Origin of the sequence: Anoxybacillus sp. FSL W8-0104 (assembly GCF_038004465.1) — a bacterium.
GTDB classification, from domain to species: domain Bacteria; phylum Bacillota; class Bacilli; order Bacillales; family Anoxybacillaceae; genus Anoxybacillus; species Anoxybacillus flavithermus_G.
This window is the reverse complement of the sequence record NZ_JBBOQU010000001.1, coordinates 197,501-212,500: the sequence shown is the minus strand read 5'-3', so window position 1 is coordinate 212,500 and position 15,000 is coordinate 197,501. Positions and strand designations below refer to the sequence as shown.

Annotated in this window: 12 protein-coding genes, 1 tRNA gene, 2 rRNA genes, 1 pseudogene and 2 riboswitches (2 of these 18 only partly in view); of the genes and pseudogenes, 3 read left to right on the top strand and 13 right to left on the bottom strand. The window is 43.0% G+C overall.

The window, feature by feature from the left end; all coding sequences use genetic code 11:
- From NST18_RS01225 to groES, 4 genes are all read right to left on the bottom strand, one after another.
- Positions 1–228 carry the start of an NCS2 family permease gene (locus NST18_RS01225; protein ID WP_035019089.1) on the bottom strand. The gene continues 1,098 nt to the left of window position 1, outside the view, so the window shows 228 of its 1,326 coding nt (coding positions 1–228); the start codon lies at positions 226–228; its stop codon lies off the left edge, out of view.
- Between the two features lie 115 nt (positions 229–343).
- A riboswitch (purine riboswitch) is annotated at positions 344–445 on the bottom strand.
- 83 nt (positions 446–528) lie between these two features.
- Positions 529–2,049, bottom strand: a complete 1,521-nt coding sequence (gene guaA, locus NST18_RS01220) for a glutamine-hydrolyzing GMP synthase (RefSeq protein WP_035019086.1) — start codon at positions 2,047–2,049, stop codon at positions 529–531.
- Positions 2,050–2,143: 94 nt separating this feature from the next.
- A riboswitch (purine riboswitch) is annotated at positions 2,144–2,245 on the bottom strand.
- 852 nt (positions 2,246–3,097) lie between these two features.
- The gene (gene groL / locus NST18_RS01215) at positions 3,098–4,714 is read right to left on the bottom strand and encodes a chaperonin GroEL (protein ID WP_004888757.1); all 1,617 of its coding nucleotides are present in this window, start codon (positions 4,712–4,714) and stop codon (positions 3,098–3,100) included.
- Between the two features lie 69 nt (positions 4,715–4,783).
- Positions 4,784–5,068 (bottom strand): co-chaperone GroES, encoded by a 285-nt coding sequence (groES, locus tag NST18_RS01210; RefSeq protein ID WP_004888755.1) that lies wholly within the window; start codon positions 5,066–5,068, stop codon positions 4,784–4,786.
- Positions 5,069–5,371: 303 nt separating this feature from the next.
- Here groES and NST18_RS01205 point away from each other — a divergent pair, with 303 nt between their 5' ends.
- Together NST18_RS01205 and NST18_RS01200 are read left to right on the top strand one after the other, a co-directional pair.
- A complete protein-coding gene (locus tag NST18_RS01205) occupies positions 5,372–6,109 on the top strand; it encodes a CPBP family intramembrane glutamic endopeptidase (RefSeq protein WP_004888754.1) in 738 nt (245 codons plus the stop codon).
- On the top strand, positions 6,106–6,279 hold the full coding sequence (locus NST18_RS01200) for a YdiK family protein (RefSeq protein WP_004888753.1): 174 nt from the start codon (positions 6,106–6,108) through the stop codon (positions 6,277–6,279). The genes NST18_RS01205 and NST18_RS01200 overlap by 4 nt, the downstream gene beginning before the upstream one ends.
- Positions 6,280–6,288: 9 nt before the next feature.
- Here the strand turns inward: NST18_RS01200 and NST18_RS01195 are convergent, their stop codons facing one another.
- Both NST18_RS01195 and NST18_RS01190 read right to left on the bottom strand, forming a co-directional pair.
- Positions 6,289–6,924, bottom strand: a complete 636-nt coding sequence (locus NST18_RS01195; RefSeq protein ID WP_004888752.1) for a redox-sensing transcriptional repressor Rex — start codon at positions 6,922–6,924, stop codon at positions 6,289–6,291.
- Between the two features lie 369 nt (positions 6,925–7,293).
- Positions 7,294–8,952 (bottom strand): IS1634 family transposase, encoded by a 1,659-nt coding sequence (locus NST18_RS01190; protein WP_340721135.1) that lies wholly within the window; start codon positions 8,950–8,952, stop codon positions 7,294–7,296.
- Between the two features lie 100 nt (positions 8,953–9,052).
- On the opposite strand from NST18_RS01190, the pseudogene NST18_RS01185 reads away from it, so the two are divergent.
- Positions 9,053–10,939 (top strand): annotated as a pseudogene (locus tag NST18_RS01185) (ABC-F family ATP-binding cassette domain-containing protein); the annotation flags it as partial.
- 293 nt (positions 10,940–11,232) lie between these two features.
- Here NST18_RS01185 and tsaD read toward each other — a convergent pair.
- From tsaD to NST18_RS01150, 7 genes are all read right to left on the bottom strand, one after another.
- Positions 11,233–12,246, bottom strand: coding sequence for a tRNA (adenosine(37)-N6)-threonylcarbamoyltransferase complex transferase subunit TsaD (gene tsaD, locus NST18_RS01180; protein ID WP_004888750.1), 1,014 nt, complete (start codon positions 12,244–12,246; stop codon positions 11,233–11,235).
- On the bottom strand, positions 12,243–12,665 hold the full coding sequence (gene rimI / locus NST18_RS01175) for a ribosomal protein S18-alanine N-acetyltransferase (protein WP_035019084.1): 423 nt from the start codon (positions 12,663–12,665) through the stop codon (positions 12,243–12,245). Before rimI ends, tsaD begins: the two co-directional genes overlap by 4 nt.
- 21 nt (positions 12,666–12,686) lie before the next feature.
- Positions 12,687–13,391, bottom strand: coding sequence for a tRNA (adenosine(37)-N6)-threonylcarbamoyltransferase complex dimerization subunit type 1 TsaB (gene tsaB / locus NST18_RS01170; protein ID WP_004888748.1), 705 nt, complete (start codon positions 13,389–13,391; stop codon positions 12,687–12,689).
- Positions 13,372–13,845, bottom strand: coding sequence for a tRNA (adenosine(37)-N6)-threonylcarbamoyltransferase complex ATPase subunit type 1 TsaE (gene tsaE, locus NST18_RS01165; protein ID WP_004888747.1), 474 nt, complete (start codon positions 13,843–13,845; stop codon positions 13,372–13,374). The genes tsaB and tsaE overlap by 20 nt, the downstream gene beginning before the upstream one ends.
- A 176-nt stretch (positions 13,846–14,021) precedes the next feature.
- Positions 14,022–14,098 (bottom strand) — tRNA-Met (locus tag NST18_RS01160).
- A 38-nt stretch (positions 14,099–14,136) separates the two neighbouring features.
- Positions 14,137–14,253, bottom strand: a 5S ribosomal RNA gene (rrf, locus tag NST18_RS01155).
- Between the two features lie 68 nt (positions 14,254–14,321).
- Positions 14,322–15,000 (bottom strand): 23S ribosomal RNA (locus tag NST18_RS01150); it runs 2,247 nt beyond the window's last position.

The window sequence follows — 15,000 nt, the reverse complement described above, 5'->3', positions numbered from 1 at the left end:
TAAAATCCCCATCAAAATAGACCCATAAGCAGCTGCTAACGCCGTCGCAACAAACACAGCCCCTTGATCAATCCGAAGTTCATTCGGAAAATCTTTTACTGCTCCTAACGAAAGCGTAAATGGATTAACAAATAAAATGTAAGCCATAGATAAGAACGTTGTGATCCCGGCAATAATTTCTGTCCGATAGTTTGTGCCGAGCTCGTCAAATTGGAAATACTTCTTAATCACTTCAAGTCCCTCCATATGTTGTAATAAAAAGAAAAACGCTTCTAGCAAACTACCAGAAGCGTTGACTATGATGCATAATGCACGAATATAGAGAGGAATCAAGCAGACTCCTCTCCCCCGCATTACCCATCGTAGTCAAGCTATTTACGGTAGCTTGGTAGAGACTCCCGAGCCATATTCTCGAGATTATACGATGTATCCTCTATTTATTTTACACATACATTCTAACAATCGACTCCGATAAAGTCAATATTAAAAACGAACATTTTTTTACTTAAATATTTTTTTGTTCGTTTTTTACTCCCACTCAATAGTTGCCGGCGGCTTGCTTGTAATGTCATACACGACACGATTGACATGAGGCACTTCGTTGACAATACGTGTAGAAATTACTTCAAGAACATCCCAAGGAATGCGCGCCCAATCCGCTGTCATACCGTCAATCGAAGTGACTGCACGAATACCGACCGTATAATCATACGTGCGCGCATCACCCATTACACCTACGCTACGAATGTCAGGTAGAACCGTGAAGTACTGCCAAATTTCACGATCAAGCCCGGCTTTTTTTATTTCTTCACGTAAAATGGCGTCTGATTCACGAACAATCTCTAACTTCTCTTCTGTCACTTCCCCTAATACGCGAATGCCAAGTCCAGGTCCTGGAAACGGTTGACGCCATACAATTTCATCCGGAATACCTAATTCTGTACCGAGCGCTCGCACTTCATCTTTAAAGAGCGTATTCAATGGCTCGATTAATTTAAACTTCATATCTTCTGGTAAACCACCGACATTGTGATGAGATTTAATCGTTTGGGCTGTTGCTGTGCCGCTTTCAATAATATCAGTATACAACGTACCTTGTACTAAAAATTCGATGCCATCTAGCTTTGCTGCTTCGTCATCAAATACGTAAATGAACTCATTCCCAATAATTTTTCGTTTTTGCTCTGGATCGCTTACACCTTTTAATTTGTTTAAAAACCGCTCTTTTGCATCCACCTTAATGACGTTCATATGGAACCCTTCGCGGAATGTTTTCATGACGCTTTCCGCTTCCCCTTTGCGAAGGAGCCCGTGATCGACAAAAATACATGTGAGTTGATCGCCGATGGCGCGATGCACAAGCACAGCCGCCACGGAAGAATCGACACCGCCGCTTAACGCACAAAGCACTTTTTTATCTCCAACAAGCTCGCGAATTTTGCGCACTTCGCTATCGATAAAGCTTTCCATTGTCCAATCGCCTTTGCATTGGCACACGTCAAATACGAAATTTCTTAAAATATCGTTTCCGTAGACGGAATGGCGCACTTCTGGATGGAATTGCACCGCGTAAAACTTTTTCGCCTCATTGCTCATTGCCGCAATTGGACAAGAAGCGCTAACAGCATCTACAGTAAACCCTTCTGGCGGAGCAGTGACTAAATCGCCGTGGCTCATCCAGACCACTTGCTCGTCTGGGAGACGTTCAAAAAGGGCGGAAGCGTTCTTTACTTGAATCATTGCTTTTCCGTACTCACGATGTGTTGCTTTTTCTACTTTTCCGCCTAAATGATGCGTCATCAGCTGCATGCCATAACAAATTCCTAAAATCGGCAAACCAAGCTCAAAAATTTTCGGATCACACGTAAACGCATTATCATCATATACGCTGTTTGGACCGCCAGAAAAAATGATTCCTTTTACATTCATTTGTTGAATTTGTTCGGCTGTAATCGTATGTGGGTGCAACTCGCTGTACACACCAAACTCACGAATGCGGCGCGTAATTAACTGATTGTACTGGCTACCAAAATCTAAAACGACGATCATTTCTTGTTGACTCAAACGAAATCACCTCATCTACATATAATAAAAAAGCTAGCATTCATACCCTCTCATAAAAAAACGAAGGCAGAATTCTAGCAATATAGAACACTGCCTTCGTAGTCGGGTCATTTACGGTGTCCCGGTAGAGACTCTCGAACCATATTATCGAGGATATACGAAGGTGCGCATCTTAAATTTTAATCCATTCTACCAACTTCATTCCTCGTCGGTCAAGATGCTGTCTTTTTTATTCAATTTTCTAACAATTAACAACAATATGTAACTTGCATATGATATATGAGCAAAAATTGTAGGAGAATGCACGTCAACTACCCCCACTTAGCTAACGCTTGAAGTGAGGGCTTGCAACTCCCCAGAAGTGCAAACGGATTTCGTCCTCCTTCCTTGACTTGGGGTTGCATCAGGGGCAGGTTGACGACTACCCAACGACGCAGGTCATGCCTGCATCGTTACCGATTCTCTCGGTGTGTCTGTTGGCAGTACTTGGCTTCCACACACAACAGACGGACCTACGCTCGATGTTTTACGGTTACAACGTTTCCTGTAACCAACTCCATACATCGAGTAGCAGTTATTGGAGTGCCTTTATTGAACGGTTTTCTCCACGCCTTTATTATATCATACACAAAAGAAAGGGGGAACGCGCATTCCTCTCCCACTTACTCCCTTTGGTCGTTGAAGTGGGAGTCTCCTGCGCGAAATAGGATGAATCAACCGAAAGCACTGATCGGTTCATTTACTCAAGCGATAGGTACTGTTACTTCGGCCATTGCGAGCATTCCTTCTCTAAGCGACAAAAAAACAGTTTGCTCTTGATTTATGGGGAAACGTATTGCAAGCGACAGAAAACGCCTTAGAGGCAGATGCTGAAACTACCGATGTACTGAGTGTATGAGGAACGAGGAAATAAAGAAGACGGGCAGTCGATCAGTATCGCTGGAGCATGGATTCAAGCTGTTGGCTCTATTCTTTGTTTTTTGAGTGAATTAAAAGAAAAAACTACCCCTTTGAAACAGGGGTAGTTTTTGCATTACATCATGCCGCCCATGTCAGGCATGCCAGGTGTGTTTTTGTTTTCTTCTGGCTTGTCAGCAACAACTGCCTCAGTTGTTAAGAACATAGCCGCAACAGATGCTGCGTTTTGAAGCGCAGAACGAGTTACTTTTGTTGGGTCAACGATACCAGCTTCAATCATATCAACCCACTCGCCAGTTGCTGCGTTGAAGCCGATGCCAGGTTTTTCTGTTTTTAAACGTTCAACGATAACAGAACCTTCTAAACCAGCGTTGTGAGCGATTTGACGAACTGGCTCTTCGATCGCACGAAGAACGATTTTCACACCAGTTGCTTCGTCGCCTTCAGCTTCGATCGCTGCAACTTTGTTGTATACGTTCATTAATGCCGTACCACCGCCGGCAACAATACCTTCTTCAACTGCCGCACGTGTTGCGTTTAATGCGTCTTCAATGCGTAATTTGCGCTCTTTCAATTCTGTTTCTGTTGCCGCACCAACTTTGATTACCGCAACGCCACCAGCTAATTTCGCTAAGCGCTCTTGTAATTTTTCACGGTCAAATTCAGAAGTAGTTTCTTCTAATTGAGCACGAATTTGGTTGATGCGTGCTTGAATGTCTTCCGCACGGCCAGCGCCACCAACGATTGTTGTATGTTCTTTTGTCACAACGACTTTCGCTGCACGACCAAGTGAAGCAATTGTTGTTGATTTCAATTCGCGACCTAACTCTTCTGTAATGACTTCACCGCCTGTTAAAATCGCGATATCTTGAAGCATCGCTTTGCGACGGTCACCGAAGCCAGGCGCTTTAACTGCAACAGCTGTGAACGTACCGCGAAGTTTGTTCACAACTAATGTAGCAAGCGCTTCACCTTCTACATCTTCAGCGATGATTAACAATGGTTTGCCTTGTTGAACAACTTGCTCCAATACAGGAAGAAGTTCTTGAATGCTTGAAACTTTTTTATCTGTAATTAAGATGTATGGATTATCTAATACAGCTTCCATTTTATCAGAGTCTGTAATCATGTATGGAGATACATAACCGCGGTCAAATTGCATACCTTCCACAACATCTAATTCTGTTGTGAAACCTTTAGACTCCTCTAATGTAATGACACCGTCTTTACCAACGCGTTCCATTGCTTCTGCGATTAATTGACCAACTTCTTCGTCAGCCGCAGAAATAGCTGCAACTTGAGCAATGGAGTCTTTGCCTTCGATTGGTTTAGAGATCGCTTTTAATTCTTCCACAGCGACCGCAACAGCTTTTTCAATACCTTTGCGAATGCCCATTGGGTTCGCACCAGCTGTTACGTTTTTCAATCCTTCGCGAATCATCGCTTGTGCTAATACAGTTGCTGTTGTTGTACCGTCACCAGCAACGTCGTTTGTTTTGCTTGCTACTTCCGCAACAAGCTTCGCACCCATATTTTCAAACGGATCTTCTAATTCAATCTCTTTCGCAATCGTTACACCGTCATTTGTAATTAATGGAGAACCGAACTTTTTCTCTAATACAACGTTACGACCTTTTGGACCTAATGTTACTTTTACTGCATCAGCTAATTTATCTACACCGCGTAACATCGCACGACGAGCTTCTTCGCTGAATTTAATTTCTTTTGCCATACATCTTACCCCCTTGATGAAATTTTAGTTAAGTATTTTTATGTGCTTTATATGTTATCAGGCGAACGATTAACCAATCACAGCTAAAATGTCACTTTCACGCAAAATTAAGTATTCTTTTCCATCATATTTTACTTCTGTACCCGCATATTTTGAGAAGATGATGCGGTCACCAACGCTTACCTCTGGAGCTACGCGCTCACCATTATCAAGAACGCGACCTGAACCAACTGCCACAACTTTTCCTTCTTGTGGTTTTTCTTTTGCTGTGTCTGGTAAGACAATTCCGCTCGCTGTTTTTTCTTCAGTTTGAATTAATTCAATGACAATACGATCACCTAGTGGCTTCAACACGGCAAACGACCTCCTTAATTAGATTTTCGTTCCGTTATTAGCACTCATTCTTATTGAGTGCTAACACACTTATTATATTAATGAACTTTTTTTAATTTTGCAAGTAGGAAGTTAAAAATTTTTCATTAAATGATTCCCTCTTTAACATTATGTCTTTCCTTTCGAAATTCATACAAAAAATATGATAAAATGAAAAAGTATTCAATTTAGAAAGCAGAGGACGATCATTCGCTCAGCTAAGGAAGCAGACGCTTAGAAAATGCTCGTCTAAAGCTAGACAATTTGCACGAAGGGGTTGAACATGTGAAAAAGCAATATTGGTATGTCATCATTACATACGTCGCTATGCAACTATCGAGTTTAGTCGGCGTTCCTTTACTTGCGCATAGCGGATTTATTAACGCATCAAATAAAGATATAGCCATATCGATCGCTTCTGGTTACTGGGCTGTTATTAGTTTCCCGATTGCTCTTTTTCTCGTTCTTTATTTTATGAAAGAAGATATGAAATACTCATATGATCGCCATCAAGCATCGATTGGCATGTCATTCTTTTGGGCGATTGGGGGGTTTTTGCTCGCTCTTTTCGCCCAAGGCATTGCAGCTAATATTGAGATGCACCTATTTGGTGTCGAAATGGGGTCCGAAAACACGAGACGCATCGTTGAAATGGTCAAATTGACACCAGCTCTTATACTCGTTACATCAGTCGTCGGACCAATTTTAGAGGAAATCATCTTTCGGAAAATTATTTTCGGGACGTTGTATCAAAAATACAATTTTTTCTTATCAGCGCTCGTCAGTTCACTTTTATTTGCTGTTGTTCATTTAGAGTTTGAACATTTGCTCTTGTATGCGACAATGGGGTTTGTGTTCGCCTTCTTATATGTGAAAACAAAACGCATTCTCGTACCTATTGCAGCACACGTGTTGATGAACACGTTTGTCGTTGCCATACAAATATTATTCGCTGAAGAAATCGAGAAGATTATGCGCGAAGCAGAACAAATGCAATTCGTCATTTGGAGGCTGTTTTCATGAAATATGAACCACTATTTTACTTTCTAATGGGCATTTTATTTACTTATTTTGCTGTGGATAGTGCTGATGACGGCATTTGGGACGTAACAACAATGCTGTTCATCCTAATTGCAACATTTGATTTTGGCACAGCTATTCGCTCTTTATTGAAAAAAACCTCCCGCTCATAAACGGGAGGTTTATTCATTTCCGTAATGCTTTAAAAAATAAACGAGTGACTGCAATTCGACCGCTAAATCAATATGATGAACACGAATGTGTTCTGGCACATGCAGGCGAGCAGGTGTAAAGTTTAAAATCCCTTTAATCCCCTGTTGAACAAGTCGGTCAGTAATCGGTTGAGCAACTTGGGCAGGAACAGTTAAAATCGCTACGGCAATTCCCCCGAGTTTCTCCTCCAATTCATCTAAATGATAAACCGGAACCCCTCCGACTTCTGTTCCGACTTTATCTGGATCTACATCGAACGCCATCACAATTTTCGTATTATTGTTTTTGCTGAAATTGTAGTTTAAAAATGCAGTCCCTAAATTTCCAACCCCAAATAACGCCACTTCTGTCGTCTCATCTTGGTCTAACGTTTTACGAAAAAATGACAGCAAATAATTGACATTATATCCGTATCCTTTTTTTCCAAGCGCACCAAAGTATGAAAAATCTCGGCGAATCGTTGCTGAATCGACTTTTACAGCTTCGCTTAACTCCGCTGAAGATACACGTTGCTTGCCTGATGCATGCAAGTTTTTCAAAAAACGATAGTACAACGGTAGTCGCTTTGCGGTCGCCTGCGGAATTTTTGGCTGTTCATTATTCACGAGTCAATCCCCCACATTTCCTTTCACAAATAGTTAGCGCTTTCATTTTTCTCTCCTATACGTCTAAAAAATTCTTCCCACTTCTAAACTATACACTATTTTTTTCATTCTGTCTTTCCTTTGTACCCTTTATTATTATTTTTGTCAAATTTGTTATTCGTACACTAGTGTTGCCGAATATCAAGAAAGTACGTTACACTATCAAAAGAAGATTGAGGTGAGAAAGAATGATCATTTTACAACTCATATTTCGCACCTTGGTAGGGCGGAACAAAAGGATTTTTTATTCAGTTTTTTAGAATAACTTTTAAACCAACACCAAAAGCGATGGTATCCTTTTTTTACCATCGTTGGTCGTTCTTTATCCCATTAGACGTAAATGCTCTCGTCCATCCCTAATCCTTGCAGAATCCTTCGCTGCTCGTACGTGAGCGGTTGACCTAACGCGCGTTGAATTCGTCCATCCGGCAGTTCCAACAGGACGACTCTGACATACCAAAACAATTGAAAAATCGCTTGTCCGGTCGGTCGGGTCAGTTTCCGGCCTCCCGCGCCCTTTAATGGGTGTTCCGGGGTGATGAACTGACGCACCCGGCGCTGGAAGACGCGGTAAATCGCCAAGGCCAACAGAAACAAATAGCCCAATACCGCGACCCGTTCCGGTTTTTTTACGTAAATCTCATCCGTAAAGAACGGGTCTTTCAAGAAAGAGAAGTTCATTTCCACCGAGATTTGGCCTTTATACAACTTCAAGATCTCTTTCGCATCCATCGGTTGACCTTTCCATTCCTCCGGAACTGTCGTGACAAGGACAAACCGGGACGCTTTCCGTCTCGCCTGTTCCCACGCATCTTGGTCGAATTCCACGTTCAAGCGAAGGGCGTACAGCGTTTCCATGTCCGGTTCCGCCCCTTTTTTCGGACGTCCGCGCCGTTTTTTCGGACGCACGATCGCTTCGACCGACGCCTCGACGCGATGGAACCGGAGACGAAGGGACGTCTTTAGAGACGCTAGGGCTTGTTCGGCGTCTTCCCGGCACGAAAACAGACGGCTTTCCCACTGGGTTTGTTTCTGCCGAAGAAGCTCTGCTTCTTGGTTTCGCTCTTTTTCGAGCGTCTTTCCTTTTCGTTGGTCGAGCGCGCTGGATTCAACGACGATCAACCGGACCGAATGACCTTCGTACGTCGATGTCGTTTCCCACACCCGGTAGGTGGCTCCGTTTTTCTCCGCTAAGGAGAACGGATCGCTCCACGGCGTGTCTTGGGCATCAGCTTTAGCCAGCGCGGTTTTGACGATCCGGAGCGAAGAAGGGCCTCTTGTGATCAAAAAGGCGTTGGCGGCCTTCGTTTGCGCCAGTGTGTCTTTCGTCATGGCGGCAGAATCGGCAACATAAATCCATTCATCTTCGATCTTCGCCTGCTTCAGCTGTTTCTGCACACGGGACAACACCTCGGGATTCCACGTCTTATCCGGCAGGTTGCCGTCGTGTACATCGCCATAAAACGGGATGCCATCCTCGTTGCCAATCAGCCCAAATCCGATCTGCTTTTGCCAACGATGATGCCGGTTGTAGCCATGCGTAATCTGCAAGGCATCCGGCGAGGCCGATTCATACGCGCCATAAACGGTCTTGTCCGTCGTATCGGCGTGGAAGACGCGAAGAGAGAGGCCTTCTTTCTTGTAGATCTGCACGAGGCAAGACGAAAGGACTTGATGGATATTCGCCTCATACAGGCGATCCAAATGACGCGCGATGGCATCGTCGTTGAACCAAGACGGCTCCAGCCCTGGCCGAATCAGCTTCGGCAAATCGATGTCATGCGCCCATTGTTCCAAATGAACGAGCGCTTGCCGGCCGCTCAAGATATCCAGAACGATTAGTTTGACGATATCGCTGGCTCGAGTTTGGCATTGCGGATCCACGGGAACGAGACGATCAATCAACTGAGGAAGGTCAAGATCTTTGAACAGGGCGCTTATTATATTCAAATAAGAACTTTCATAAATGGCCCGAATTTGAACGTCCATGATGAGCAAACTCCTTTGCTTTCCTTGTATTCCAAGGTTTTATTCGACAGGAAGATAAAAAAATCCTCCCGATTTTTGTCGAGAGGGTGCGAAATGTGAGTTACAAGTAAATCAACTATCCAAATCATATGGAGCAGAACAAGTTTTATCAGACATTAAGCTTGAAATACAAGAAAAAGACCGTATTGCGTTAGTTGGAAGAAATGGCGCGGGAAAATCGACATTATTAAAAATCATTGCCGGACAGTTGTCATACGACACAGGCGAAATCATTAAACCGAAACACGTAACGATCGGTTATTTAGATCAATATACAGGGTTGCAAGCGCATCGTTCCATTTGGGAAGAAATGCTCGATGTGTTTGCCCCGCTACAACAAATGGAAAAACAATTACGCGAACTAGAACAACAAATGAGTTTACATGATGCTGACTATGAGCGCCTACTTGAGCAATATGATCGTTTACAAACAGAATTCAAAGAAAAAGGCGGCTATCAATATGAAGCAGATATTCGTTCGGTTCTCCATGGTCTCCGCTTCTCACAGTACGATTATACGACAAAAGTATCTACATTGAGCGGTGGACAGCGGACGAGGCTAGCGCTTGGTAAACTGCTCCTTACAAGGCCCGATTTGCTCATTTTAGATGAACCGACAAACCATTTAGATATGGAAACGTTGCAATGGCTTGAACAATATTTAAAAAATTACGATGGAGCCATTCTTATCGTCTCCCACGATCGCTATTTTCTTGACCAAATCGTGACACAAGTGTATGAACTATCACGCACAAAAATAAAAAAATATGTCGGAAACTATACAAGCTACTTACAACAACGTGCTGAACAATTTGAACAACAACTAAAATTGTATGAAAAACAACAAGAGGAAATTACAAAATTAAAAGATTTTATTCAACGCAACATCGCTCGTGCATCAACAACGAAGCGAGCACAAAGCCGTAGAAAACAATTAGAAAAAATGAATATCATCGACAAGCCACTCGGTGATGAAAAATCGGCATCGTTTCGTTTCGAAATCGAACGCCCAAGCGGAAATGATGTGCTAACAGCTAACGATTTAGCGATCGGTTACGATCACATCATTGCAAAAAATCTTTCGTTTCGCATCACTCGCGGTGATAGTATCGCATTAATTGGACCAAATGGAATTGGAAAATCAACTCTTTTAAAAACGATCATCAAACAACTCCATCCGAAACAAGGAGAAATACGCTACGGAACAAACGTACAAATTGGCTATTATGATCAAGAACAAGCACAATTAACATCAAACAAACGAGTGATCGACGAACTGTGGGACGAAGATCGATTAAGAACAGAGAAAGAAATTCGGACCATTCTCGGCAACTTTTTATTTTCTGGTGACGACGTATTGAAGCCTGTTCAGACGTTAAGCGGTGGAGAAAAAGCGCGACTCGCTCTCGCTAAACTCATGATGAAGAAAGCAAACGTATTAGTTTTAGATGAACCGACAAACCATTTGGATTTAGATAGCAAAGAAGTGCTAGAACAAGCGCTCATAGAATACCCAGGAACAATTATATTCGTTTCACACGATCGTTATTTTATTAACAAAATTGCAACAAAAATATATGAGTTATCCACAGACGGTCTTGTTGAGTATTTAGGGGACTATGATTATTACGTAGCAAAAAAAGCAGAGCTGCTTGAGCTTGGACAAATTAGCCAAAAAACTAAAACGGGCGAATCGTTGTCACCAAAACGTTCGTACGAAGAAGAAAAAGAACGAAAAAAATTAGAACGACAACGACAACGAAAAATCGAACAGCTAGAAACGGAAATGGAGCGAATCGAACAACAAATTGCTACGTATGAACAACAATTATATGATCCTTCCTGTTACAACGACTATGAAAAAGCTCGGGATACTCAAGGAAAAATTGATGAGCTGAAACAAAAATTCGACGAGTTATTCGAACAATGGGAACTTTTACAAAAATAATAACGAGCTAGCTCCATTTGTGGGCTAGCTCATCTTTTACACAAAGATATCCACAGAAAAAACACCTAAATATAAGTTATTCACCAACTTTTCCACATTACCCACAACAACAAAAGAAAAATCCCCCATTTTGTTGTGGTTAACTTGTTATGATAAAATAACATACAATCAACGTTTTCCACATTATTCACATGTATGTGGATAAAATAATCCACAACAAGCTGAATTGTTCTTAGAAAAATTCGTATGACAATTAGAAAAAGGTGCCCCATTGCTTTTGGGACACCTTCTTACTATAACAGTAAACTTGGGTTTGCATTTAATGCCATGGTGGCACGCTTTCCTTGTTGAAATAATACTGTTCCCGCTGCTGCAATCATCGCTGCATTATCTGTACAAAGCGACAACGGCGGGATAACTAACTCGACTTCTGGCAGTTGATTCATTTGTTTTTGTAATTGTGTACGTAACCCTTCATTTGCCGCCACACCGCCAGCCAGCAATATTTGTTTTACGCTGTAATGCATGGCTGCTTCGATTGTTTTTCTCACTAATACCTCAACGACACTTGCTTGAAAACTTGCCGCCATATCTTCAGGTCGGATCATTTCTCCACGTTGCTTTGCATTGTGCAACGTGTTAATAACCGCTGATTTTAATCCACTAAAACTAAAATCATACGAACCTTCTTCTAACCACGCGCGCGGTAAATCAATAATTGGTTTCCCTTGTTTCGCTAAACGATCGATATGAGGTCCCCCTGGATAAGGGAGTTGCAAGGCCCGGGCAACTTTGTCATACGCTTCTCCAGCCGCATCATCACGCGTTTCTCCAATCACCTCAAATATCCCATGCTCTTTCATGTAAATGAGCTCTGTATGACCTCCAGACACAACAAGCGCCAGAAGCGGAAATTTCATTTCTTGTACAAGTTGATTTGCGTAAATATGTCCTGCGATATGGTGCACACCAACAAGCGGAATGCGATGTGCAAAAGCCAACGCTTTCGCCGCATTTACACCAATCAATAGCGCCCCAACTAATCCCGGTCCCTCTGTTACTGCAATCGCGTCAAGTTGACTTATATCCATATTTGCCTGTTTCATCGTTTCTTCTAATACGAGCGTAATTTGTTCAACATGGTGACGGGAGGCAATTTCAGGAACGACTCCTCCAAATCGTTGATGGCTTTCCATTTGTGAAGCGACAACGTTAGCTACAATTTCACGTCCATTTTTCACAATGGCTGCAGCTGTTTCATCACAGCTTGTCTCAATTCCAAGCACAAATATGTCTTTTTCGCTCATAATTTCACCCACATTACTAAAGCATCTTCTTGATTATCCGAATAGTATCTTTTACGAATACCTCCATTTAAAAAACCAAGTTTCCGATACAACGACTGTGCAACGATATTCGATACTCGCACCTCTAACGTCATTGTTTTTGCCCCCTCTTCTCTCGCCAACGCCATCGCCTGTTTCATTAGTGCTTCTCCTAATTTTTTCCCGCGAAACTCCGGTAATACTGCAATGTTTGTAATATGTGCCTCATCCATGACCAGCCACATGCCACAATAACCAATGATTTGTCCATCATGCTCCATCACAATGTAACGAGCATACGGATTATTTGTTAATTCTTGGTGAAAAGAGGAACGACTCCACGGCAGTGTAAATGAACGCTGCTCAATTTCTATAATGCGATCAAGATCTTGAAGCGTCATAAAACGGAAGGAAACGTCCACTTAACATTCCGTCCTTTCTTGCTGACGAGCAAGCCAATTCGCTTCTGCCTCTGCTAAACGAATATAGTTTGGGACAAACGTATGAACATATTCTGGCTCACGGTTCATTCCTAACCATGCAAGTTCGCTTGGGCGCGGATTGTGAAGTGTCGCTGAAGCTACTTGAACAGAACGACCTAGTACTTCAACAAACGTAGCTTCGTGTAGTACACTATCATTTCCAACTAATAAAATGGATTGATCATATGCTTTTAATTCATTCGCCCAATCAGTAGCTAAAATGACTTGATCCGCTACGATCGATTGCACGTGATCTCCTTCTACTTTGTAAAGACCAGTATAAATTTGTCCGCGTCGAGCGTCTATTAATGGAACAATAAGCCCGCCAAAATACTTCGCATTTGCTGCCATCACTTCTAAACTCGATACACCAACAAGTGGAATGTTTAGTGTCCAAGCCAAAGTTTTGGCAATCGTCACCCCAATGCGAACCCCTGTATATGATCCAGGACCTTTGGCGACAACAATACGGTCAAGATCTTGAGGGTTCATATCACATTGTTGCAAAAGTGATTCAATGGCAGGCATCACTCGGATCGAATGATTTTTTTGCAAATTTGTAATGATTTCTCCTTTAACAACTTGACCGTCAACGACAGCAATCCCCATAACAAACGTTGATGTATCAATGGCTAACACTTTCATCGCTAAAAATCTCCTTACATAACTGTTCATAACGTTGACCGATCGGAGAGAAGCGAATAATCCTGCTTCCTCCATCGGCATGGTGAATCGCAATATGTAAACGTTCCGTTGGTAAATATGGTTCTATTAAATGAGCCCACTCAACAACGGTTACACCATCACCAAAAAAATATTCCTCAAATCCTAAATCTTCTTCACTTTCTGCTAAACGATATACATCCATATGATATAAAGGGATACGCCCTTCATATTGCTTTATAATAGTGAAAGTTGGGCTACTTACATTGCGGTCAATTCCTAATCCTTTAGCTAATCCTTTTGTAAACGTTGTTTTTCCTGCTCCTAAATCACCTTCTAACGTAATAACGTCTTGTGGCTGAACATACTGAGCAAGTTTCATCGCTAATGCTAGCGTATCTTCAGGATGATGTGATACATATTCATATGTTTTCATCGTTCATTCCCCTAATTAAATAAAATCAGCATACAAAAAAGGCCTTAGGATCGCTCTCCTAAGGAAATGCTACACGTATAAGTGTACACGAAAACAAATCATAACGCAAAAAAGGCATAAAAAAATACGAAACTTACACTGTTTCGTCTCATTAATCTATCTTCATCTTCGAATATTGGTTGCGGGGGCAGGATTTGAACCTGCGACCTTCGGGTTATGAGCCCGACGAGCTACCTGGCTGCTCCACCCCGCGACGATAGAAATTAACTAATAAGAAATAAATACAATAATGCCCGGCAACGTCCTACTCTCGCAGGCGGTGTCCCGCCAACTACCATCGGCGCTGGAGAGCTTAACTTCCGTGTTCGGGATGGGAACGGGTGTGACCTCTCCGCCATCGTCACCGAGCAATATATTGAAGGATAATTCCTTCAAAACTAGATAACAGAACAGTCGCCTTCGCTTTTCTTGTGTGTTTAGTTAAGTCCTCGATCGATTAGTATCCGTCAGCTGCACGTGTCGCCACGCTTCCACCTCGGACCTATCTACCTTGTCATCTTCAAGGGATCTTACTCGCTTGACGCGATGGGAAATCTCATCTTGAGGGGGGCTTCACGCTTAGATGCTTTCAGCGCTTATCCCTTCCGCACATAGCTACCCAGCTGTGCTCCTGGCGGAACAACTGGTACACCAGCGGTGCGTCCATCCCGGTCCTCTCGTACTAAGGACAGCTCCTCTCAAATTTCCTACGCCCGCGACGGATAGGGACCGAACTGTCTCACGACGTTCTGAACCCAGCTCGCGTACCGCTTTAATGGGCGAACAGCCCAACCCTTGGGACCGACTACAGCCCCAGGATGCGATGAGCCGACATCGAGGTGCCAAACCTCCCCGTCGATGTGGACTCTTGGGGGAGATAAGCCTGTTATCCCCGGGGTAGCTTTTATCCGTTGAGCGATGGCCCTTCCATTCGGAACCACCGGATCACTAAGCCCGACTTTCGTCCCTGCTCGACTTGTAGGTCTCGCAGTCAAGCTCCCTTCTGCCTTTACACTCTTCGAATGATTTCCAACCATTCTGAGGGAACCTTTGGGCGCCTCCGTTACGCTTTGGGAGGCGACCGCCCCAGTCAAACTGCCCACCTGACACTGTCTC

Bases quoted from the DNA above. Each gene is read 5' to 3' on its own strand.
- guaA (WP_035019086.1), bottom strand. From the start codon at position 2,049: ATGATCGTCGTTTTAGATTTTGGTAGCCAGTACAATCAGTTAATTACG.
- groL (WP_004888757.1), bottom strand. From the start codon at position 4,714: ATGGCAAAAGAAATTAAATTCAGCGAAGAAGCTCGTCGTGCGATGTTA.
- NST18_RS01200 (WP_004888753.1), top strand. From the start codon at position 6,106: ATGAAATATGAACCACTATTTTACTTTCTAATGGGCATTTTATTTACT.
- NST18_RS01190 (WP_340721135.1), bottom strand. From the start codon at position 8,952: ATGGACGTTCAAATTCGGGCCATTTATGAAAGTTCTTATTTGAATATA.
- tsaD (WP_004888750.1), bottom strand. From the start codon at position 12,246: ATGAGCGAAAAAGACATATTTGTGCTTGGAATTGAGACAAGCTGTGAT.
- rimI (WP_035019084.1), bottom strand. From the start codon at position 12,665: ATGACGCTTCAAGATCTTGATCGCATTATAGAAATTGAGCAGCGTTCA.
- tsaB (WP_004888748.1), bottom strand. From the start codon at position 13,391: ATGAAAGTGTTAGCCATTGATACATCAACGTTTGTTATGGGGATTGCT.
- tsaE (WP_004888747.1), bottom strand. From the start codon at position 13,845: ATGAAAACATATGAATATGTATCACATCATCCTGAAGATACGCTAGCA.